The following is a 22,528-nucleotide window of genomic DNA, read 5'->3' as shown; positions in this document are numbered from 1 at the left end:
TCTTCAGGTATCAGTCTTCGGGCAACGGTCGTCAGGCGGCGAAAACGAGGTATCGGAGCGATCCGGCGCCGATGAGGATCGCGACCGCGGACACGATCCGGCCCGCCCGCGCGTGGCGGGCGCCGAGGAGGACGACCACCGGGGCCAGGACGCCGAGGCCGATGACACCGCCGTAGAGGAGCGGGGCCCGCTCACCGGTGAGCAGCGAGTCCAACGCCTGTTCGGCAGGGCCGTTCGGCACCGAGATGGCGGCGAAGACCAAGACGACCGCGTAGGTCATCAGCAGGGCGAGCGTGGCCTGGCGATGCGTCGAGAGCTGCCGCTCGGTCGCCTCGTGATCCCAGACCTGGAGGAACTGGACGACCGCGGCGCCCATGGTCAACGACGTGATCAGGTAGATCAGCGCCGCGCCACTCGTGCCGGCCAACGGGGACATCCAGGTGTGGGCCAGAACCGCGATCGGGTAGACGGCCAAGGCGACGCTCGCCGCACCGAGGAGCCACGCCGTGCCGCGGTCGAACACCAGAGCCGAGCCCCGGGCGGGCAGCGGCACGGCCGTGCCGGAGGACAGGACACGGCGGCGCCACAACAGGTACAGCGCCAGCACCAGCAGGAACATCTTGATCGCGATGACCTTCGCGCCGAGGGAGATCGGCGAGTCCCAGTTGCCGAAGCGCGACAGCATCAAGAAGAAGCGCTCCGGGCGACCGAGGTCGATCGTCAGCAACAGCCCGGCCAGACCGAGCACGACCAGGGAGATCCAGGTGGCGCGCCACTCCAGCGTCCTGCTCGTGCCCGGGAATCGGCCGCGGTGCCAGAGGGCCGCGAGGGTCAGGCCGCTGGGGATTCCGACCACGGTGAAGTACGCGGCCAACAGGCCTCCCCACGGCGACTCCGGCAACGGTGCGGCGGCGATATGGATCGTGAGCATCCGTCACGTGCCCTTGAGGTCGGCGTTCTTGTCGACCTGGACGCTGTCGTTGACGATGAGCGGCAACGCGTGCTTGGGGTCGACGTAGAAGACCTTGGGGCTTGTGTGCGCGTCGGGCTTCCACACGGTGATGTCGTTCTCGCGCATCCTGGTGGCGATCTCGCTGTCGTCGTCGTCGAGGTCGCCGAAGATCCGGCAGTTCGTCGGGCACGCCTCCACACACGCAGGTTCCGTGCCCTGCGACGTGCGGTGCTCGCACAACGTGCACTTGGCCGCGGTCTTCGTTTGCGGGTCCTCATAGATGGCGCCGTAAGGACATGCGGCCATGCAGAAGCGGTTGAGGTTGCAGTCGCCCTCCTCGATGATCACTTCGCCGTTCGGCTTGCGGGTGATCGCGTCGGTCGGGCAGGCGTTCAGACAGGGCGCGTCTTCGCATTGGTTGCAGAGCACGGGGATGAAGTGACGGGTCGCGTTGGGGTACGCGCCTTCTTCCACGTACTTGACGGTGTCGCGGAACACCCCGAGCGGCACGTCGAACTCGTTCTTGCACGCGACCGAACACGCGTGGCATCCGATACAGGTGTTGAGGTCGATCAGCATCCCGAAGCGGGGCATGACGCTCCTTTTGGTCGCTGTGCGGGTCCACCACTGAGGACATGCCGGAGGATGCGGGGCTTGCGCCACCGCATCACCCGGAACGTCGTCGATCAGGAGGGTGCGGAGTTGGCCGGCGTCAGACGTTGATGACCTTGTCGGCCCACATCGTCCACTCGGTCAACTCCTTCATCGACGAGCGGTGGGTGCCCTGAACGATCTTGTCCTCACTCATGCCCCGGGCGTCCATGCAGCTACCGCAGCACCCGATCTCTCCGCCCTGCCTGATGAATGCGGTCGCCATGCTGCCGGTGTTGTAGTAGCCGTTCGGCGTTTTCTGGCCATCGACGGCGGTGACGACCGAGTCACCGAACAGGAAGATCTTGACCTCGGTGCCGTCCTGACGCGCCACCTCGGTGGCCCACCTCAGTCCGTTGTACACACGCTCGGTGCCGTACGGAGGGTCATGGAGCACGAAGAGAACCTTCATCGTCTTCATCCTGTCTACAGGTGCTTCGGGACGGACATGCAGCGGCTACCCCGCATCAAGGCCATGCGGAGCGGCCGGGCCTAGCGGGTTGCCGCACCCATGCGGCGTCGGAGGAACCGGGAGATCTGGTCGACGACGAGGACGAGCAGGAGCAGCGCGATCATCAGCGTGGCCAGCTCCTCGTACCGGAACAGTCGCATCGAAATGCCCAACGCCTGACCGATGCCGCCGGCACCGACGAAACCGATGATGGCGGAGCTGCGGATGTTGCACTCCCACTGGTAGAGCACCAGGGAAGCGATGTTGTTGCGAGCCTGCGGGACGATGGCGAGCACGGCGGTCGCCAGCCTCGTGGCGCCGGTGAGCCGGACGGCCTCCACGGGTGCCACGTTCACCGCCTCCAACTGCTCGGAGACGAGCTTGGCGAGCAGACCGGCGGCGTGCAGGGAGATGGCGTACACCCCGGCAGCCGGTCCGAGACCCACGGCAGCGACGAACACGAGCGCCCACAAGAGTTCGGGCACGGAGCGGAAAACGGTCGCCACCCAGCGCGCGGGAATCGCAAGCCACCTGGGAGCGCCGATGTTGCCGGCCATGAGCAACGCCAGGACCAAACCCACGGCGGTGCCGAAGAACAGCGCCGCGATCGAGATCTGCAGCGTCTCGACCACGGCGCTGCCGACCGACTGCAGCAGCTCCTGGTCGGTCTTCGGTGGGAAGAGCCCGGCCAGGATCTTCTGGGCGTTGTCCCAACCACTCACCAGCGAGGAAACGCTGACACCCGTGCCGTTCAGCGACCACACGACCGCGGCGGCGGCGATGACGAGAACCATCCACAGTGTCCTGGAGCGCCGGTGTCGGACCGCCGGCTCACCGCCGTTTCGCGGGGGCTCACGATCCGGATCGGCGCCTGGGGCTTCGGGGTTCGCCGCACGCTCGTCTGCGGCGGCCACCCGAGGCTCCACCCGGGAGCCCGCGTTCGAGTTCACGGCCGCACCACCGTGCCCTCATAGATGTCCTGGGCGTCTTCATCGGACAGCTCGTGGCCGTCGAAGCAGACCCGTCCGTCGCGAAGTGCGACGATGCGCGGGAACTGCCGCGCTATGGACAAGTCATGGGTCGTGACGACCACCGTGACGCCGTCGGCTTCCCTCAGAGTGCGTACCGCTGCCTGTGCGGTGGTCGGGTCCAAGCCGGACGTGGGCTCGTCGGCGAGCAGGAGCTTGGGCTCGGGGAGCACCGCGCGGACAAGCGCGACACGTTGACGCTGGCCGCCGGAAAGGTGCTCGACCTGCGACTTGAGAAAGGGACGGATGCCCTGGGCGTCGGCGAGCGCGTCGACCCGCTCCACGTAGCGTGCGGGCACCCGACCCCGCAGCACAGCGGCCCACTCGCGCAATCCCCACGAGGGCGAGGTGCCCAACACGGCGTTCGTCTGCGCCCTCAGGCCGTGCACCAGGTCGTTGCCTTGCCGCACAACGCCGGTGTTCCGGCGAATCGCGCGTAACTCCGAAGGCTTCGCCGGGTCCATTCCGTCGACAACCAGTGTTCCCGAGTCCGGCTTGACGGCGCCTAAGACACATCGCATGAGGGTCGTCTTCCCCGAGCCGGACGGCCCGAGGAGGACGACGTGCTCCGCGTTCTCGATCACCAGGGAGACGTCGTCGAGCGCGGGGGACTCACGGTCGGGAAATGTGACGGACAAGCCGGCGAGTCGAATCTGCATGGGCCTTCGCGACCTTTCCGGTGGGGAACGTTGGACAGGCGGCCGGCGAGGGCTCGTCAGCCACGCGTCAGCAGGCCGAGTTCGAGGGCGCGCTGCTCCACCGACGTGTAGTCGGCATCCGTCACCTGCTGATACCCGGTGGTTTGCATCAGGTCGAGCAACTCCGGCTGCTTGATCTCGAGGAACGCCTCGGTGATGGCCGAGGCCGCCTTCTCCCGCAGTGCTTCGCGCATCACCCACGGGTAGCCCATGACCTTCTCGCTACCGACAACCCGCAACCGGTCCTTCGGAACTTTTCCCTCGTTCTCCAGGCGGTGGAGGATGCGCATCTCGATACCGCCCGCGTCGGCGGACCCGTTGAGCACGGCTTGCGCGGCGGCGTCGTGCCCGCCGGTGAAGGCGACCTTGCCCAGTGGCGGGCACTTGTCGATCGCCGAAGCCGAGCAGCTGGCGCCCGCGGCGTTCAGCATCACCCGCGGATAGAGGCTGCCGGACGTCGAACTGACATCGCCGAACGCGAACGTGCCTTTACCGTCGACGACGTCGTCGACGCTCTGGTACGAGGAGTCACTGCGCACGACGATGCCCGATAAGTATTCTTTGGTACCGGTTTCCCGGTCTGTTTCCGTCACCAGCGGTCGGACGTCCACCTGCGCCTTGGCCTGCACGTATGTCAGACCGCCCAGGTATGCGAGATCGACCTTCTCGGCCGCGAGTGCGGCGACGACGCCCGCGTAGTCGGTGGCGACGAACAGTTCGATCTTCGTGTTGAGTTTCGTCGCCAGGTAGTCCTTCAACGGCGCGTACCTGGCACTCTGCTTGTCGGGCGCCATGTTCGGGATGATGCCCACCCGTAAAACGCCGGGCATGCCTTGACTGTTCACCTCGGTCGAGGTGTCGGTTGTGCCGCACGCGGTCAATGCGGCCAACGTCACGAAGACTAAGGAACGATTTAGTATTTTCACGTGTTAGGCAACCTTCACGCATCACGAAATAGCAGACAGGGTCAAGTTCGGCAGCACGCCGGACATGCGAAGTCCGTCGACGGAGTTCAATTGCGAGGACATTCACCCTCGCGGACCAAGCCGGCTGGGGGTGAAGGCGTGCCGGCTGGACTATCGCGCTGAGTGAAATGTGACTCGTGGGCCGGCTCGCGAACGCAGCACGGGATGCGCATACGCGCGGCGCCGGTGGCAGGTCAACGATTCAGGCATGTCCGACCGGCGCTCGCGCAAGCCGGTCCGCCCTTCCCCCATGGCATCCCCCCAGGTAGCCGCATTGCTCCAAAATTACATTGAACACTGGTGGTGCGCAAGACCTGCGCGAAGATCATCCCGGGCGCCGTCCGACCGCCATTCAGGCAGGTGGAACGGCCTGAAGGTCCCTATCGGGCAATATTGAGGATCGCTCTACTTCGGATGGCGGATCGAAATCGGACCGCGCCAAAGCCGGTCTGGTCATCGGATGATCGACCGATGGGCATCCTCCGTCGCGGCGCATCGGCCGAGAAGCACACCAGGAATCGCCAAGGCGTCCCAAGTGTCGGAGTTGCGTGCAGAACCCGCGTGGTCGTCAGTGGCCGCGTCGACGGGAATCGCCGCCGGTTCGCCATGCCCCACGGGTAACGGATGCGCCGATGCGTCGCGTGTTGCGGCATTGGTTGAAGCCGCCCGATCGCAGCGTGACTCGACTGGGACCGGGCGGCAGGTCAACTGCCGACGACGCGATTTACTCGGCCGCTTACGAAGCGGTGTGGATCGGTTCGCCCGAAACCCGCCACTCGATCATGCCGTAGTCGAGCCGAGCGGCCTGGCGCCCGTTCTCCCGGAGCAATCGCACGGCGTCGATCGCGAGGACGCAGTGCTCACCTCGGCAGTACGCCACCACATTGACGTCGGGCGGCAGTTCGGACATGCGCCTCTCGAGCTGTTCGAGGGGGATGGACACCGCTCCGGGAATGTGGCCGGCGGCGTACTCGTCCCACGGGCGCACATCCACCACGACGGCCGCTCCGGATTTGACCCGGGCCAGCAACTCGTGGCGGTCGACCTTCTCTATGTCGCTGTCGTCCGAGACGCCCAGGTACTTCAGCCGCGCCCGTTCCGCGTCCGCGATGTGGCTTCGGGCGACCTTCTGCACCAGTACGTACAGCGAGGCGACATCATCGCCGGCCAGGGCGTAGTACACGGACGTTTCCTCACGTCGTGTCGTGACGAGCCTGGCGCGCTTCAGGACCTGAAGGTGCGCCGAAGTCGTCGACAGGCCGAGGCCGGTCAGCTCCGCCAGCGAACTGACCGTCCGCTCGCGCTGAGCGATGAGGTCCAGGAGCTCCAACCGCTTCCCGCTGCCCAACGCCTTACCGACCAGCGCGAACTGGTCGAGCATCGACAGGCGTCCGTCGTCCCCCACGCGAACTCTCCTCAAATGTTCCTTGGAATACCGTAGCAGGCCATGTAGAGTCTGACCACGACGTGTCCGACCACTGCGGCGACCGGAGGCTCTCCAGCCGAAGGTTACGCCGAGAGTGTCGCATGTGGTTCGTCCGTGAAGCCGACGTCGGACACGATGAAGTCGTTGCGCCACACGCTGGGGGGAACGCACCGTGCTCGAAGAAGTGAGGGTTGCGCGCGAAAAGGACCCGGCCTTACGTGGCGTGAGCGGACTGGAAGTCCTTTTCTATCCCGGCATCTGGGCAATTTGGTCGTACCGACTCGCGCACCGCCTGCACCGTCGACGGATCCCGTTGCTGCCTCGTGCGATCTCCCAGGTCGTCCGGATGCTGACCGGAATCGAGATCCACCCCGGTGCGGTCATCGGGCGCAGGTGCTTCATCGACCACGGCATGGGAGTCGTGATCGGCGAGACGGCAGTGGTCGGAGACGACGTGATGTTGTACCACGGCACCACGTTGGGAAGTAAGGGTTGGTGGACCGACGGCGATCGGCTCGACAAGCGGCACCCCACTATCGGTGACCGTGTCGTGGTCGGCACCGGCGCGAGCATCCTCGGCCCTGTTGTCGTCGGACACGATTCGGTCGTCGGCGCACATGCGCTGGTTTTGCAGGACATTCCCGCTCACTCCGTCGTCCGGGCCGCCAAGAGCGACATCTCGGCGCAGATCGGCAAGCTGACGGACGAACAGATCATGGAATACTGCATCTAGGTTGGCACGCCACTTTTGATGTAACCCCGAGAGGAGCACAGTGAGTGTCATCCACGCGTCCGTGACCGATCTGATCGGCCGCACCCCCATGGTGGAACTCAGCCGATTCGGCAAGGACGTCCCGGCCAGGCTGATCGCCAAACTCGAGTCGTTCAACCCTGGCGGCAGCGTCAAGGATCGCATCGCCCTGGCGATGATCGAGGACGCCGAGGCGACCGGTTCGCTCCGGCCCGGCCAGCACATCGTCGAGCCGACCAGCGGCAACACCGGCGTCGGTGTGGCGATGGTGGCCGCCGCCAAGGGATACCCGGCGACCTTCACGATGCCCGAGAGCATGAGCGTGGAACGCCGAGCCCTGTTCCGCGCTTACGGCGCCAACGTCGAGTTGACGCCTGCCGCCGACGGCATGAGGGGCGCGATCGAGCGAGCGATCGAACTGGAGGAACGCAACGGTTGGTTCCGGTTGCGCCAGTTCGAGAACCCCGCGAACCCCGAGATCCACCGCCGGACCACAGCACAGGAAATCCTCCAGGACACCGGCGGACAGGTCGACGTCCTGGTGTCCGGCGTCGGCACCGGCGGAACGGTGACGGGGATCGGTCAGATCCTCAAGGAGAAGAACCCCGACGTCGTGGTGGTCGCCGTTGAGCCGACCGGCTCTCCCGTGTTGTCCGGAGGGGCTCCGGGCCCACACGGCATCCAAGGCATCGGAGCGGGCTTCGTGCCCGAGGTCCTCGACACCGGGGTGTATGACCACGTTCTCCAGATCTCCATCGAGGACGCCCGCGCTGCGGCACGTCACTTGGCGCGCACCGAGGGAATCCTCGTGGGTGTGTCCGCGGGTGCCGCGCTTCACGCCGCCACCACGATGGCAAGGCGACCGGAGCACAAGGACGCTCTCATCGTCGTGATCCTCCCCGACACAGGCGAGCGGTATCTCAGCACTCCCTTGTTCGAAGATCAGTGAGTACAGGTCGCGTGTCCGCCGTTGGCCGGCCAACGGCGGACACGTCGCCAATGGGGGACAGGCAGACTTCTTTCCCGTGGATGAGCAAGCGCCACTCACCCACAGAGGTCTGGCGTGAGCACACCGTCACCGATACCCTGCATGTCATGCGCATGGCGTGGGTCGTCAGGGACCTCGCCCCGGGAAACACCGCCGGGGCGTCCCGTCGATGCCGTGCCCGTCGAGTGCCCGGTCGGGGCACGTCGCCCGCGCAGGGCTGTGACACCTGTGGATAGCGCGGTCCGATTGTCGGCCCGTTCCTCCTGTCGCGCTTGAATCCCAGTCGTCTGCTGCCGTTCGGCAGGCGAGTTCTGGTGCGACTATCACACAGGGAGAAGTCACGTGTTCGATAGTGCGGCTACCATCGACGTCCCTGCCGTGCAGCGGCGCACAATCAGAGTGCTGCTCGGCACTCAGATCATCTTCGCAGTCGTGATGGCCATGGCATCGCCGGTCACCGCCCTGCTCGTCCAGGACTTCACGCATTCCTCCACGCTCGCCGGCTTGGCCCAGGCGGCGACCATCGCGGGTGGCGTCCTCGCCGCCGTGCCACTGGCCGAGTTGACCGTTCGCCGCGGTCGCCGCATCGGCGTCACCTCGGGATACCTCGTCGCCGGCATGGGCGCCGTGATCGTCGTCGTCGGTGGTGTGGTCGAGGTCTTCTTGTTGGTCCTCTTTGGAACGACCCTGGTCGGGGCCGCTGTCGCGGCCGGACTTCAAGCCCGCTTCGCCGCCACCGACCTGGCCGAATCACACCAACGCGGTCGTGCGATCGGCATCGTCGTCTGGGCCTCCACGTTCGGTGGTGTCGCCGGGCCGCTGCTCGCCGGACCCTCGGATGAGATCGCACGGGGGATCGGCCTCCCGGCGTTCACCGGCCCGTTCTTCGTGATCGGCCTCGGACTGGTGCTCTCCGCCGGAGCGGCGTACCTGTGGCTCCGACCCGATCCCCTGCTACTGGCCCGATCGCTGAGCGGTGGCGACGCTCAACCCGTCAAGGCAGGCAAGCTTCGCCCCACCTTGCGGCTCCTCGCACGAACCCCGGAAGCCCGCCGCGCCGTCATCGCCGTCGCGGTCGTCCACGCGGTGATGGTGTCAGGTATGAACATGGCCTCGCTGCACCTTCATCACGGTGGCGAATCACTACGGGTCGTCGGCGCCGCCATCAGTGTGCACCTCGCCGGCATGTTCCTGCTGTCGCCGCTCTTCGGCTGGCTGGTCGACCGCTTCGGCGCACGGAAGGTCCTCGGTCTCGGACTTGGACTTCTCCTGCTCGCGTGCGGAATTCTCCAGACGACCCACGGCAACGCCGTGACCGGCATCATGGTCGGCCTGGTGGTACTGGGCCTGGGCTGGTCCGCTGGATTCGTGGCCGGGTCGGCACTGCTCACCGGGTCGGTGCAGGAGTCCGCACGCCCGCGAGCACAGGGCGTGTCCGACCTCCTGATGCAACTGGCCGCCGCCATGGCCGCCTTCCCCGCGGGTGCGGTCCTCGATGCCTGGGGCTACCCATGGCTCGCCAGGCTGGCCGCCGTGCCGGTGGTGCTGGTCGCGGCACAGCTCATGCTGTCACGACGTCGGGTGACAGCGGACGGAGCTTGATGCCGCGGACGGGTCCTTCGGCGACGAGGTGACGAGTGCGACCCCATTCGTCCGTCGAGAAGGACCCGTCCGTGTTCCGTTGTAGCGCCCGTTGACACCCCAAGGCCCTCGACGACGAGCGGAACAAGATCAGCGAAAGCTATCCTGACGCGGCCCCGACAAGGTCGGTCCGGGCCTTCACGCGCCATCACCACGTGGAATACGATGCTCCATGGATGATTGGAGAACGATGGGCGACAGAGACGCGAAGACGGCGCTGTTCGAGCAATTCGCCCGCGTGGGCAAGGCTTTGGCCAGTGGGAAACGCTTGGAACTGCTGGACTTGCTGGCACAGGGCGAACGTACGGTGGAGGCGCTCGCGCGCGTGGCCGAACTGGGGCTGACCACAGCGTCGGCGCACCTCCAGACGCTCAAGCAAGCCAACCTCGTGACGACCCGTCGGGAGGGCACGAAGGTGTACTACCGGCTCACCGGCACCGATGTCGCCGGGCTGTACGCGCTCGTGCGGACGGTAGCCAGTGAGCACCTGCCGGATGTCGAAGCCGCCCGTATCGCCTATCTCGGCCAGGACACCGAGCAGGTCACTCGGGATGAACTGGTACGGCGCGCCCGGTCCGGCGATGTGGTGGTCCTGGATGTGCGGCCTCGTGAGGAGTACGACGCCGGCCACATCCCGGGTGCGATCTCCATCCCGGTCGAGGAGTTGGCAGACCGGCTCGCAGAGATCCCGATGGCACAGGAGATCGTCGCCTACTGCCGTGGCGCCTACTGCGTACTCGCCCACGAGGCCGTCCGCTTGCTCACCGCACATGGTCGTGAAGCACGCCGTCTCGCGGACGGCATGCTCGAATGGCGCATCGCCGACCTGCCAGTGGCCACCTGAGTCCGGCCCCTCCTCCAGGGCGGGCACGGGTCCAGGTGCACCACCACCACCGGCCCGTCCAGACTTCGCAGCAGCGGCAGCAGGTCCAGCCGCATCGTGCACAACAGGCAACCGTGCTCCAAGCGCAGTTCGGTCAGCATGAGGTGTCCATGCGCCACCCCGTAAATGACAAGCGTTCTCAATTGAAGGGTTCTCGGGCGCCGCTGGGCCGGTCGGGCGATCGGTCGAGGTGCGGCATACATGCGCACGTCCTAATGTGTTGTTGCGCTCGGTTACGGGCGTTGGGACATCCGGGTGATGCGAGGCCCGGGACATCGAAAGGCGGTTGCCTGTGACCACGGCACACCTCGAGCACACCGATCACGGCCACGCGCACGGCGAGGGCTGCGGCCACGTGGCCGTCCCGCACGAGGACCACGTCGACTACGCGCACGACGGTCACCTGCACCGGGCTCACGAGGGGCACTTCGACGAGTGCGAACCGGCCGACCACGGCGCCCACGACGACCACGCCCACGCGCACGGCGAGGGCTGCGGCCACGTGGCCGTCCCGCACGGCGACCACGTCGACTACGTGCACGACGGTCACCGCCATGCCGTCCACGGCGAGCACTACGACGAGCACTGATCCACTTCGGACCGCTTCGCGGTGCCCGGACCCTCCCGCGGACGCGCCAAAGCGGACTCTCGGGAGCGACGGCTCCGGCGGGGACCGCGGGTAGAGGTGACGGGCTCGGTCGTGACCCGGACGTCGAGCGGTCCCAAGGGCGCTCGCCGTGCTGCTCACCACGGCCGGCATCGTCACGGTGGTCCTGACGCGTCGCAAGCGGGTCGGCCCGACGGCGAAGAAGGATCAAGGTCTTGACGGCCATCGACGCGCCCGGCGGGAACCCGGACCGGCCCCGGTGTTCGCCGCGCGTGGCCGGTTGACCGCGGCCGCGGCGGGTCACCTCGTTCGCTGTGCCTCCCGCAGGTCGACGATCCGATCGCAGCGGGCGAGGGTGGCGGGACGGTGGGCGATGACCAGGACACCGACGTTGTCGCCCGCCGAGGTGAGCGCGGCCGTGATGGCCGCGTCGGCGTCGGGGTCGAGGTTGGCGGTCGCCTCGTCCAGGATGAGGACGCGGGGGTCGACCAGCAGCGCTCGGGCGACGGCCACCCGCGCCCGCTGACCACCCGACAGGCCCGCGCCTGCCTCGCCGACGAGGGTGTCGAGTCCGCCGGGGAGCCCGGCGCGCGGGTCGAGGATCCCGGCCCTGCGTGCCGCGTGCTCGACGTCGTGGTCGTCCGCGTCGGGGCGGCCGAGCCTGATGTTGGTGGCGATCGTGCCGGCGAGCAGCCCCGGGTCCTGCGGAACGGCGCTGATCGCACCGCGCAGGTCGTCGTCCGCCAGGTCGGTGAGGTCGACGCCGTCGAGGGTGATGCGGCCGTCGTCGGGGTCCCACATCCGGGTGGCCAGCAGCGCGCAGGTCGTCTTGCCGACGCCGGACGGGCCGGTGAGGGCGACCCGTTCGCCGGGGCGGACGGTGAAGGACACCTCGCGCAGCACGGGCGGGCCGTCGCCGTAGCGGAACGTCACGCGGTCGAACACCAGGCCGGTTGCCAGGTCGCGCGGCGGTAGCCGTCGGGGTGCGGCGGTTTCGCGGACCGCGGGTGTGCGGTCGAGGACGTCGACGATGCGGGTGCCGGCGGCGCGCAGGGTGCCGAGGTTGCGCAGCAGGTCGGAGATCTGCGAGATGGGGCCGAGCGCCGCCGTGGCCAGGACCAGGGCGACCGGCGCGAGCGCGCGGCCGACCGCGTCGAGGTTGACCGCGCAGACCGCGAGGGCGCCGATCGCGCTGAGCGACAGTGCCGCGTCGGTGATCGCGCGTTCGACTCCGGTCCGGGAGCCGATCCGCGCCTGTACGGCGGTCAGCACGCCGGTGTGCCGGTCGAGCGCGGCGGTGCGGCGGTCCAGGGCGCCGGCGGCGCTGAGCTCGTCGAGGCCGCGGACGGTGTCGACGAGCTCGGCGTTGAGCGTGGCGGCGGCCTCGGTCAGCTCGGCACCCTGCCGGGCGGCGACCCGGCCGAACAGCCAGGGCAACGCCGCGACCACCACGACGAACGGCGCCCACACCAGCAACAGCCACGGCGTGACGAGCAGCGACAGCGTCGTGGTCGCGGCTACCAGCACGAGGGACGTGAGCGCCTGGGCCGCGGTGTGGGCGTACAGCCATTCGAGCCGGTCGACGTCGGCGAACGCCACGGAGGCCAGGTCGCCGCTGCGGCGGGGCGTGCGGCGGTCGGGCAGGCTCACCCGGAGGCGGTCGAACACGCGGGCGCGCAGGGTGGTGATCAACCGGTAGGCCAGGTCGTGCGAGACCCACGACTCGCGCCAGGTCATCGCGGCGGTGAGCACCGCGACGCCGCACAGGACGATGGCCGCGGGCACCAGTGGCGCGTCGCCGGTCGCGGCGGTCCGGCCCGCGAGCCACGTGCCGACCACCGCCGCCGTCAGCGCGCCGACCTGGGCCACGGCGTTGGCCGCGATGGTCCAGCCGAACGTGGACCGCTGCTCGGCGATGACGGGCAGCAGGCGTCGCAGCGGGCCCTTCACCGGTGCGCCGCCGCGGAGACGACGGCGGCGACGCGGCCGGAGTCGATCGTGACGATCGTGTCGGCGTCGCGCAGGGCGCTCTCGCGGTGCGCGATGACGATGCGGGTGGTGCCCGGGCAGTGTTCGGCGAGCCGGGTCAGGACGCGGCGCTCCGTGTCGACGTCCAAGGCGGAGGTCGCCTCGTCCAGCAGCAGCACGGGTGTCGCGGCGAGCACGGCCCTGGCGATGGCGAGCCGTTGCCGCTGTCCGCCGGAGAGCCGGATGCCGTTCTCGGTGAGCACGGTGTCGAAGCCCTCGGGCAGCGCCTGGACGAAGTCGAGCGCGTCGGCGACGTGGGCGGCGGCGCGGACTTCCTCCGGTGTGGCGTCGGGGCGGGCGAGGCGCAGGTTCTCCTCGACGGTGCCGTGGAAGAGGTAGGTGTGCTGGCCGACGACGCCGATGCTCGCGCGCAGGGCGGCGAGGGTGTAGTCGGTGATCGGCGTCCCGTCGAGTTCGATCGTTCCCTCCTGCGGGTCGGCGTGCCGGACGATGAGCCGGGCGAGCGTGCTCTTGCCCGCACCCGACGGGCCCACGATCCCGGTGGTGGCGCCGGGCGTGCAGTCGAACCCGATTTCGGTGACACCTGCCCCGTTCGGGTAGCGGTAGCAGACCTGTCGCAGCCGCAGGCCCGCCCCCGGACGCGCGGGTTCGGTGCGCGTTCCGGTGTCCGCGACGACCGGGCGGGCCGTCAGGATCTCGTCGATGCCCTCCACCGCGCCGAGCCCTTGGTAGCCGAGGTGCCAGTGGGCGGACAGGTCGAGCACGGGTCGGAAGCACTCCCTGGCGCACAGCAGGAACACCAGCGTCGATCCGGCGGGCGCCGTGCCGCCCAGGACCCCGGCGCAGGCGACGACGATGGTGGCGGCGGTGCCCAGGTGCAGGGCGAGCGAGCTGACGGCGGACTCCACGAGCGAGACGCGCAGCTGGGTCATCGTGGTGAGGTGCAGGTGCTCGCCGCGTTCGGCGAGCGCGTCCCCGGTCCGCCGGCCCGCGCCGAACACCCGAAGGACGCCGATCGCCTGGGTCGCCTCCAGGTAGTCCGCCGCGAGCTTCTCGTAGGCACGCCACCGGGTCCGGCCCGTCCTGAGCAGCCGGGCGTCCCAGAACCGGGGTACCACCACGGCGCACAGGACCGCCGCGGCGAGAACCGCCGTGGCCGGGGCGGAGACGGTGAACAGCCACCCCGTCACGGCGGCGGGCACCAGACAGGTCACCAGCAGTTGGGGCAGGTAGCGGCTGTAGTAGGCGTCCAGGGCCTCCACACCGTCCACGACTGTGTGGGTGATCGCGCCGGACCGCTCTCCTTGCGCCCACGCCGGCCCCAGCGCGGTGATGCGTCGCAACAGCTCACCGCGCAACCGGGTCCGGATGGCGATGCCGAACCTGGCCGCCGCGACTTCCCGCAGCCACAGCAGCGCCGCGCGCACCGCGACGACGCCGACCAGCGCCGCGATCGACGGCACCGCGGCGGCCCCGTCCCCGCTGACGAGGTCGGCGAGCACGGCGGCCGTCAGCACGGCGGCGGTGACGTGGGAGGCGGACACCAGCGTCGACAACAACGCCAGGAGCACGACCGGTCCGGCGACGACACCCGCCAGCCGCAAGAGCCTGCGGTGGATCACGACGTGAAGGCGTCCGGGTGCAGCCGCTCCGCGATCTCCCGCACCACGGCCACGTTCCCCAGGGTGCCGGGGTAGGTGTCGGCGGCGTCGATCGCGATCAGCCGCTGCTCGCGCACCGCCGTCATGTCGGGGAACGTGCGCTTCAGGAAGTCGGCGGTCGTCCGCTCGTGCTCGGGGGAGTTGACCGCGAACACCAGCGCGTCGGGGTCGGCGGCGGCCAACGCCTCCGGGGTGATCTGCGCGGCGAAGAACTTCGCGAACTGCGGGTCCTGCGGCGAGAACACGTTGTCGCCACCCGACCGGCGGATGATGTCGTACTCGATCCCGGCCCCGATCGCCGTCACGGTCGTGCCTTCCAGGTACACCTGGGCGACGGTCGGCTTCGCGCGACCCGCGAGCGCCGTGTCCACCGCGGCCAGGTCGGCCTTGCCCTTCTCGATCAGCGGCGCGGCCTTGTCCGACGCGGCGAAGACCTTGCCGAGGTTCTCCAGGTCGGTGAAGACGTCCTCGACCGTGCCGCTCATGCGCCGCTCCGCGCACCCGCCGGTGGCGACGTAGGCGGCCACCCCTGCCTGCTGCAACTGCTCCAGGCTCGCGAAGCCCTGCTCGGCGTTGAACTCGTACATCGTCGGGGAGAACACGAAGCCCGGCTTCGCGTTCAGCAGCTGCTCCCGGCTCGGCGGCCCGGACTCGCTCAACACCGGGACGTCGGCGGCCAGACCGGCCACGTCGTCCGACAGCGGCGCGGTGGCGGTCTGGGCCTGCCCGACGAGCGAGTCCGCCAGGCCGAGTCGCAGCAGCAGTTCGGTCTGCGACGGGCTCAACCCGACCGCCGCGCTCGGCACGCCGTCGACGGTGACGTCCCGACCGCAGTTGCTGATCGTGACCGCACCGCCGGCGCCGCTCGTCGGGGTGCCGGCGGGGGTGACCGGGGTACCGCAGCCGGCGACCACCAGCGTGACGCTGACGAACGACGCGACCAGGGACAGGGTGCTACGCATGGATCTCATCTCTGTGTTCGGTTGGACCTGGACCGGTCGGCCGCGGGTGGTCGAAGACCAGGACGGGACGGCCGGTGCGCGGATGCGTGAGCTGGTCGACACCGACCCGGAACACGTCTTCGACCACGTGTGGCGCGAGGGCTTCGGCCGGTGTGCCCGCCGCGACGAGCCGTCCTCCGCGCAGCACCGCGATCTCGTCGCAGTGCGTGGCGGCGAGGTTGAGGTCGTGCAGCGCCGCGATGATCGTGCGGTCCAGGTCGGTCGCGATCCGCATCAGTTCCAGCTGGAAGGCGATGTCCAGGTGGTTGGTCGGCTCGTCGAGCACGAGGACCGGCGCGTCCGCGGCGAGGGCGCGGGCCAGCATCACCCGCTGCCGCTGCCCGCCGGACAGCCGGCCGACGAGCCGGTCCGCGACGTCGGCCGCGCCCACCCGCTCCAACGCACTCCACGCCAGGTCGAGGTCGGCGTCGGTGTCACGGCCGAAGCCGCGCTGGAACGGCACCCTGGCGAGCAGCACCGCGTCCAGGACGGTGAGGTCGAACTCGGTCGGCGTCTCCTGGGTCATGACCGCCACCGACCGGGCGACGGTGCGCCGGTCGACGCGCCACACGTCCTGCTCGTCCAGCAGCACCCGGCCCGACGACGGCGCGACGGCGCGGTAGAGCGTGCGCAGCAGCGTCGACTTGCCGCTGCCGTTGGGGCCGACCAACCCGAGGAACCGGCCCGAGCGGACCTCCAGGTCCACGTCGTGCAGCACGTCGCGGCCACCCAGGGTGGCGCTGACGCGGTCGAAGCGCACCCTCATCGGTCCAGTCCCGCCCGCGCGCCCGTGTCACGGCGCATCAGCCACAGGAAGAACGGCGCGCCCACCACCGCGGTGAGGATGCCGATCGGCACCTCTGCGGGCGTCGCCACCGTGCGCGACAACAGGTCCGCGAGCATCAGGAACGCCGCGCCGCCGAGCACCGCGACCGGCAGCATCCGCCGGTGGTCCGCGCCCACGAGGATGCGCGCCACGTGCGGGATCACCAGGCCCACGAAGCCGATCCCCCCGCTCACCGACACCACCGACCCGGTCAGCAGCGCCGCGGTCACCAGCAGGACGGCCCGCAGCCGGTTCACGTCCACACCCAACGCAGTCGCGGACTCGTCACCGGTCAGCAGCGCGTTCATCGCCCGCGTTCGCAGGCCGACGACGACACACGCCACCACGAACGCCACCGCGGGAACCACCAGTGAACCCATGGACGCGGCGGATACGCTGCCCAGTAGGAAGAACAGGACGCTGAACACGTTCTGCGCCTCGGTCGTCAACGTCAGGTAGCTCGTCACCGCGCTGAACAGCGAACCCAGGGCGACACCCGACAGGATCATCCTGGTCGGCGACAGCACGCCCCCGCGCTGGGCCATGAGCGCGACGCACGCACTGGCCACCAACGCCCCGGCGAACGCCGCCACGCCGAGCGGGAGGCCACCGACGGCCGCCGAGCCGAGGGTGATGACCAGCACCGCGCCGACTCCCGCGCCCGACGACACACCGAGCAGGTACGGCTCGGCCAGCGGGTTGCGCACGATCACCTGCATGATCGCGCCGGCCAGCGCCAACCCGGCGCCCGCCAGCCCGGCCAGCAGGGCACGGGGCAGCCGGAACTGCCACACCGCCTGGTCCTGCAGCACTGTCAGGCTGCCGTCCGACATCCACGGCATACCCGGCACCAGGTGCCCGACCACGATCCGCGCCGTGTCCACGAGCCCGACCTCGACCGTTCCGATCGAGCCGGAGGCGATCACCAGCACCAGGATCGCGAGGCCGAGGGCCGCGACCGCCACCCGCTGAACGGTCCGCGACCGGCGAACGGACGCCCGCCGGTCGCGGTCGACCGACGCGGACGACCGCGGACGAACAGCCATGACGAAGCCGATCACTCTGGGGGCAAGGGGCGGCGAGAGCGTAACTGCATCTGATAACCGTTATCAACGGTGATGTGAGTCATGCTCGTGTGCGTGCCCCGTCGTCACTGCCGCCCCACCGGCCTGCGCGGAGCGGGGGAGAGGTGTTCGTTCAGGTGCGCTTCGAGGTCGTCCCACGCGGGCAGCGGGTCGTGGAACCGCCGTCACGCGGTCGGACCGATCGCCAGTTCGGCGTCGGCGAGCAGGGCGGGGTCGAGGCGGCGGCGGGGTTCGTCGCGGTCCAGGTCGACGCCGATGAACACCAATTCCTGCCGCGCGGTGTGGCCGTCGAGCAGCTCGCCGGCCACACCGAGGCCGAACAGGTGTAACGACAACGACGTTGCCGAACAGGCCGAGCCCGGCAATGGCAACCAGGGTGATCGCGAGCCACTGGGGGAGGAAAGAGGAGCCCTCTTCCGGCTTGTCGGCCAGGATGTGCATGAGCATGCTGGTGAGACCGGTGGCCGGCACCGCCAGGCCCGGATCCCCCCAGTGGCGCACCAGTGCTTCCCTGCTGGGCACTCGGTTGACCACGGTCTCGACGCCCATCCGATTGAAGTCGTCGACGGTCTGGGTGCAGTTGCTCCGGATGGTTTCCCGCGAGTCTTTCGCCCCGGCCCTAGCGGACCGGTCTGGCGCGTCAACGCCGGTTGATGTCTCCAAGGTCAACAGCCCTGCCGGCTCAGGCCCGGTCATCAGCCCGTCACACTCAGTCGGCGACACGAGCCACTGCGCCTCGCGCCCCTCGATCACCACAGGCGGCAACGGAAGGCAGCCTCCAGACGGCAGAACGAACCCCTCGTCCAACCCGTCCGCCGACGACAGCGCGAACACGGCGAACTCCACCCGCCCAGCACGCTTCTGCTCAACCGCTGCGGGTGTACTTCCGGTTTCGCGGGCATGGTCCGGACTGGCTCTCGGAGGCCACCGCCGGGCTGAATGCGACCACCGTCGCCCCATTGTTCACAAGTGTGATCGGCACCCGTCGATTCTGTTCACAAGTATGACCGGCCGCATTGATCCCGCAGCTGGCAGCTGATCAGTTCAACCACCCGTGACCTGGGCGTTCGATCGTATTCGACACTTACCGACCGCCGCCTGCGAAAACCGTTATTGACCAGCCACTTCCGGACTATCTAGCATTCGATGGGAAAGCGGTTTCCCACAACGACGTGAGGAAGCACCTTGGACGCGTGGCATTGGCCGACGCGTGCCGGTGGATTTCTCCACAGCGGGTTCCGCCCAGCGTGAACGCCACCGCCAGTTCCGGCGTCCGGGTAAGTCAGAAGCGGAGAAGTCGATGAATGTTCAACCTCCCACCACACGGGCCGCCACGCGGGCCGCACAGCGGCGCGGTGCGCGATGGCGCGTGGGCCTGGCAGCGGCGGCGGGCGCCACGGCGCTGGCCGCCACGCTCGTCGTCTGGCCGATCACGACCGCTTCGGCGGCGATCGGCGCGGGCACGTACACCGTGAAGAATGTCGGCACCGGGCACTGTCTCAACGTGCCCAACGGGACCGCGAGCGCCGGCGTCCAGCTCCAGCAGGCGTCGTGCGGCACCGACAGCAGCCAGCAGTGGAAGCTCACCGCGGTCAGCGGCGGCTACCGGATCAGCTCGGTCGCCACGGGCCTGTGCGTCGGCGTGCAGGACGCGTCCACATCGGCGGGCAAGGCGATCCAGCAGGTCGCGTGCACCGACGGCCCCGGCCAGATCTGGACCGCGACCGCGAGCGGCAGCAACTACCGCCTGGTCGACACCAACAGCACCAAGTGCATGAACATCAAGGACAGCTCCACCTCCGTCGGCGCGTTGGTGCAGACCAACTCCTGCGACAGCGTGGCCACCAAGCAGTGGACGTTGACCCCGACGAGCGGAGGGCCGACCTCGACGTCGACCTCCACTTCCACCTCGACGTCCACCAGCACGACGACGTCGACCACGACCACCACCACGACGTCGAACCCGCCGCCCACGGGTGCCGCGACCGGCTTCGCGACCCAGAACGGCGGGACCACCGGCGGTCAGGGCGGGGCGAAGGTCCGGGCCACCACGGGAACGCAGATCCACGCGGCCCTGTGCGGCCGGGCCAGCAGCTCCACCCCGATCATCATCGAGGTCGAGGGCACGATCAACCACGGCAACACCAGTCAGGTGTCGGGCGGCAGCTGCTCGACCGCCTCGGGCGTGATCGAACTCAAGCAGATCAGCAACGTCACGATCATCGGCGTCGGCAGCGGAGCGGTCTTCGACCAACTGGGCATCCACATCCGCGACTCGCGCAACATCATCATCCGGAACGTGACGGTCCGGAACGTGAAGAAGTCCGGTTCTCCCACGTCCAACGGCGGTGACGCCATCGGCATGGAGAGCAACGTCCGCAACGTCTGGGTCGACCACACCACCCTGCTCGCGTCGGGCGGCGAGTCCGAAGGCTACGACGGCCTGTTCGACATGAAGAACAACACCCAGTACGTGACCCTGTCCTACAGCACCCTGCGCAACTCCGGCCGCGGCGGGCTGGTCGGGTCCAGCGAGAGCGACCTCTCCAACGGGTTCGTCACCTACCACCACAACCTGTACGAGAACATCGACTCCCGGGCGCCCCTGCTGCGCGGCGGCGTCGGCCACATGTACAACAACCACTACGTGAGCCTCAACGAGTCCGGCATCAACTCCCGGGCCGGCGCCAAGGCCAAGGTCGACAACAACTACTTCAAGAACTCCCGCGACGTCCTCGGCACGTTCTACACCGACATGGCCGGCTACTGGCAGGTCAGCGGCAACATCTTCGACAACGTCACCTGGTCCGCCCCCGGCAGCGAGAACAAGCCCGCCGGACCGGACGTCAAGTCCACCACCACCGTCAACATCCCCTACAGCTTCACGCTCGACCAGGCCTCCTGCGTGCCGGCCATCGTCGCCCAGACCGCAGGCGCCAACACCGGCATGAAGGAGTCGAACGGCAGCTGCTAACAGCAGCGCTTCGCACGGCGGCTACCGAGCCACACCGGCCCGGTAGCCGCCGTCTCGACGTGAAGGCCCGAGCGCAGCTCCGGCACCGGGTCACGGGCGCCTGTGGGGTACCAGTCAACCGGACACGGCCGGCTTTGACAGTCCACAGTGGATGGAAGCACTACGGCGACCGAACCATCGCACCCGGGCCTGCCGTTGCCCAGTAGCACGATTCCCCCCGGGCGGGCATGCCCGTCTGGCAAGATCCGGGCAAATCAGGGCGCAGCGGCGCGCGTCGTCGACGACTGCGGTTGCGTGCCAAGAATGGGTCAAGAGGGGAAGTGCGCCATGCAGGGTCACACACGAAGAATCCGGTCGAGATCGGCGGCAGTCGGCCTGCTCGCGGTCGCGGCTCTGGTCGCGTCGGTGCCGGCCGTGGCGGTGGCCGCCGACCGACCGGCGTACATCGGCGCCGGGAGGTACCCGGTCGCGGTCGAAGTCAGCCCGAACGGGGCCTTCGCGTACGCCACCAGCGCGGAGGACCGCAGGGTGACGGTCATCGACACCGCGAGCAGGACGGTCAGCGGCGTCATCGACGTCGGCGCGAGGGTCGGCCGCATCGCGTTCACCCCGGACAGCCGTACCGCCTACGTCACCGATCACGGCGACCTCAACACCGACAAGGGCTCGGTGCTGGCGATCGACACCGCGACCAGGGCGGTCACCAGGATCTCGGTGCTACCGCTGATCAGCCCGAACGCCGTCGCCGTCACCCCGGACGGGAAGAAGGCCTACGTCGCCGGCGCCAACTACCTGTCGGTGATCGACACCGCGACCAATGTCCCCCGCGCGGTCGATATCGGCTACGGCACCTTGACGGACGTGAAAGTCACGCGCGACGGCTCCCGCGCGTACCTCACGGACTACCAGAGCAGTAGCATCGTGGTGCTCAGCACCGCGACCGACCGCGTGATCGCCACCGTGCCGCTGCCCACCACCCCCAGTCGGATCGCAGTCATGCCGGACGGCCTACGTGTGTACGCCACCAGCTACATGGCCAACAAGGTGTACATGATCGCCACGGAGGGCTACTACGTCGGAGCCACCATCGACGTGGCCGGGTCGCCCAGGGGTCTGGCCGCCGCACCGAACGGTCGCCAGGTCTTCGTCACCAGCCACCACGAGCACACCCTGCTGGCGATCGACGTGGCCACCAACACGATCGCCTCCACCGAACCGGTCGACCGGTACCCGTCGCACGTGGCCTTCACGCCGGACGGCACGGAGTTCTACCTGATCCATGACGCGGGCCAGTACATCACGGTCCACGACACGACCGGCGCACCCGCGCGCGGCAGCGACCGGGTGGTGCGCGGCGAGAGCCTGGCCGTCGGCCAGTACCGGACCTCGCGGGACGGCAGGTTCCGGCTGATCATGCAGTCGGACGGCAACCTGGTGCTCTACGCCGCGACCGGCGAGGCGCTGTGGCACACCCGCACCAATGGCTCCGGCGCGACGCGCGCGGTCCTCCAACACGACGGCAACTTCGTCCTCTACACCCCGGCCGGCGTGGCCAAGTGGCACACCAACACCTGGAACACCACTTGCGACCGCCTGGTCGTTCAGAACGACTCCAACGTCGTGCTCTACCAGTCCGACGCCACCGCCCAGTGGCACCGCTGGGAGTAACCACCGCCGGCCGCACTGTAGCCGCGCTGACACTCACTACTCCGTGGCACCGCGTAGCAGTACTCGGTGCCACGGAGTACCGGGTGCAGCCAGGAGGATGGCGTTCTCACCGACCGGGCAGCGACGTGCCGGAGATGGTGCATCGCCGCCCGTGCCGGTCGGGTGTCAGTCCGTGGCACCGCGTAATAGTCGCAACCAGGAAAGCGCTCGCTGTGTCAGAGCGTACTGCTATGGGGGATGCATGAGCAGACTTGCTTGGCGAATAGCCGATTTCCTGGTGCCC

20 protein-coding genes are annotated in these 22,528 nt (G+C 68.8%); 7 read left to right on the top strand and 13 right to left on the bottom strand.

Going from position 1 to position 22,528, the window contains the following annotated elements; translation table 11 throughout:
* Positions 1-31 precede the first annotated feature (31 nt).
* The 7 genes from nrfD to F4560_RS14590 all read right to left on the bottom strand — a co-directional run bounded on the left by nrfD (position 32) and on the right by F4560_RS14590 (position 6,150).
* A complete protein-coding gene (nrfD, locus tag F4560_RS14620; RefSeq protein ID WP_184920410.1) occupies positions 32-931 on the bottom strand; it encodes an NrfD/PsrC family molybdoenzyme membrane anchor subunit in 900 nt (299 codons plus the stop codon).
* Between the two features lie 3 nt (positions 932-934).
* Positions 935-1,546 (bottom strand): 4Fe-4S dicluster domain-containing protein, encoded by a 612-nt coding sequence (locus tag F4560_RS14615; protein WP_184920408.1) that lies wholly within the window; start codon positions 1,544-1,546, stop codon positions 935-937.
* A 118-nt stretch (positions 1,547-1,664) separates the two neighbouring features.
* A complete protein-coding gene (locus F4560_RS14610; RefSeq protein WP_221483497.1) occupies positions 1,665-2,024 on the bottom strand; it encodes a DsrE/DsrF/TusD sulfur relay family protein in 360 nt (119 codons plus the stop codon).
* A 71-nt stretch (positions 2,025-2,095) separates the two neighbouring features.
* Positions 2,096-2,968 (bottom strand): phosphonate ABC transporter, permease protein PhnE, encoded by an 873-nt coding sequence (phnE, locus tag F4560_RS14605; protein ID WP_312869849.1) that lies wholly within the window; start codon positions 2,966-2,968, stop codon positions 2,096-2,098.
* A gap of 32 nt (positions 2,969-3,000) precedes the next feature.
* Complete coding sequence (locus tag F4560_RS14600; protein ID WP_184920404.1) at positions 3,001-3,741, bottom strand: phosphonate ABC transporter ATP-binding protein; 741 nt, start codon at positions 3,739-3,741, stop codon at positions 3,001-3,003.
* A 56-nt stretch (positions 3,742-3,797) separates the two neighbouring features.
* A complete protein-coding gene (gene phnD, locus F4560_RS14595; protein ID WP_184920403.1) occupies positions 3,798-4,676 on the bottom strand; it encodes a phosphate/phosphite/phosphonate ABC transporter substrate-binding protein in 879 nt (292 codons plus the stop codon).
* An 805-nt stretch (positions 4,677-5,481) separates the two neighbouring features.
* Positions 5,482-6,150, bottom strand: a complete 669-nt coding sequence (locus F4560_RS14590) for an ArsR/SmtB family transcription factor (RefSeq protein ID WP_312869306.1) — start codon at positions 6,148-6,150, stop codon at positions 5,482-5,484.
* A gap of 193 nt (positions 6,151-6,343) precedes the next feature.
* Between F4560_RS14590 and epsC the strand changes: the two genes are divergently transcribed.
* From epsC to F4560_RS14565, 5 genes are all read left to right on the top strand, one after another.
* Positions 6,344-6,904: a serine O-acetyltransferase EpsC gene (gene epsC, locus F4560_RS44480; protein WP_184920401.1), complete on the top strand. Its 561-nt coding sequence runs from the start codon at positions 6,344-6,346 to the stop codon at positions 6,902-6,904.
* 40 nt (positions 6,905-6,944) lie between these two features.
* Complete coding sequence (cysK, locus tag F4560_RS14580) at positions 6,945-7,871, top strand: cysteine synthase A (RefSeq protein ID WP_184920399.1); 927 nt, start codon at positions 6,945-6,947, stop codon at positions 7,869-7,871.
* Positions 7,872-8,288: 417 nt separating this feature from the next.
* Positions 8,289-9,512 carry an MFS transporter gene (locus F4560_RS14575; RefSeq protein WP_184920397.1) on the top strand — a complete coding sequence of 408 codons (1,224 nt, stop codon included), beginning with the start codon at positions 8,289-8,291 and terminating at the stop codon, positions 9,510-9,512.
* A gap of 229 nt (positions 9,513-9,741) precedes the next feature.
* Entirely contained in the window at positions 9,742-10,395 is a 654-nt protein-coding gene (locus F4560_RS14570; RefSeq protein WP_184920395.1) for an ArsR/SmtB family transcription factor, read from the top strand.
* A gap of 331 nt (positions 10,396-10,726) precedes the next feature.
* Entirely contained in the window at positions 10,727-11,023 is a 297-nt protein-coding gene (locus F4560_RS14565) for a hypothetical protein (RefSeq protein WP_184920393.1), read from the top strand.
* 318 nt (positions 11,024-11,341) lie between these two features.
* Here the strand turns inward: F4560_RS14565 and F4560_RS14560 are convergent, their stop codons facing one another.
* From F4560_RS14560 to F4560_RS14535, 6 genes are all read right to left on the bottom strand, one after another.
* Complete coding sequence (locus tag F4560_RS14560) at positions 11,342-12,991, bottom strand: ABC transporter ATP-binding protein (protein WP_184920391.1); 1,650 nt, start codon at positions 12,989-12,991, stop codon at positions 11,342-11,344.
* Positions 12,988-14,652 (bottom strand): ABC transporter ATP-binding protein/permease, encoded by a 1,665-nt coding sequence (locus F4560_RS14555; protein ID WP_184920389.1) that lies wholly within the window; start codon positions 14,650-14,652, stop codon positions 12,988-12,990. The genes F4560_RS14560 and F4560_RS14555 overlap by 4 nt, the downstream gene beginning before the upstream one ends.
* A complete protein-coding gene (locus F4560_RS14550; RefSeq protein WP_184920387.1) occupies positions 14,649-15,653 on the bottom strand; it encodes an ABC transporter substrate-binding protein in 1,005 nt (334 codons plus the stop codon). Before F4560_RS14550 ends, F4560_RS14555 begins: the two co-directional genes overlap by 4 nt.
* Positions 15,646-16,458, bottom strand: coding sequence for an ABC transporter ATP-binding protein (locus F4560_RS14545; RefSeq protein ID WP_184920385.1), 813 nt, complete (start codon positions 16,456-16,458; stop codon positions 15,646-15,648). Before F4560_RS14545 ends, F4560_RS14550 begins: the two co-directional genes overlap by 8 nt.
* Entirely contained in the window at positions 16,455-17,564 is a 1,110-nt protein-coding gene (locus F4560_RS14540; protein ID WP_184920383.1) for a FecCD family ABC transporter permease, read from the bottom strand. The genes F4560_RS14545 and F4560_RS14540 overlap by 4 nt, the downstream gene beginning before the upstream one ends.
* Positions 17,565-17,767: 203 nt before the next feature.
* The gene (locus F4560_RS14535; RefSeq protein ID WP_184929746.1) at positions 17,768-17,938 is read right to left on the bottom strand and encodes a GTP-binding protein; all 171 of its coding nucleotides are present in this window, start codon (positions 17,936-17,938) and stop codon (positions 17,768-17,770) included.
* Positions 17,939-18,972: 1,034 nt separating this feature from the next.
* Between F4560_RS14535 and F4560_RS14530 the strand changes: the two genes are divergently transcribed.
* Both F4560_RS14530 and F4560_RS14525 read left to right on the top strand, forming a co-directional pair.
* On the top strand, positions 18,973-20,577 hold the full coding sequence (locus tag F4560_RS14530) for a pectate lyase family protein (protein ID WP_184920381.1): 1,605 nt from the start codon (positions 18,973-18,975) through the stop codon (positions 20,575-20,577).
* Positions 20,578-20,904: 327 nt separating this feature from the next.
* On the top strand, positions 20,905-22,245 hold the full coding sequence (locus tag F4560_RS14525) for a hypothetical protein (RefSeq protein WP_184920380.1): 1,341 nt from the start codon (positions 20,905-20,907) through the stop codon (positions 22,243-22,245).
* Positions 22,246-22,528 lie beyond the last annotated feature (283 nt).

Source organism: Saccharothrix ecbatanensis, from assembly GCF_014205015.1.
Classification (GTDB): Bacteria; Actinomycetota; Actinomycetes; order Mycobacteriales; family Pseudonocardiaceae; genus Actinosynnema; species Actinosynnema ecbatanense.
The sequence above is the reverse complement of the archived record's forward strand: the minus strand, read 5'-3'. Positions and strand labels throughout refer to the sequence as shown.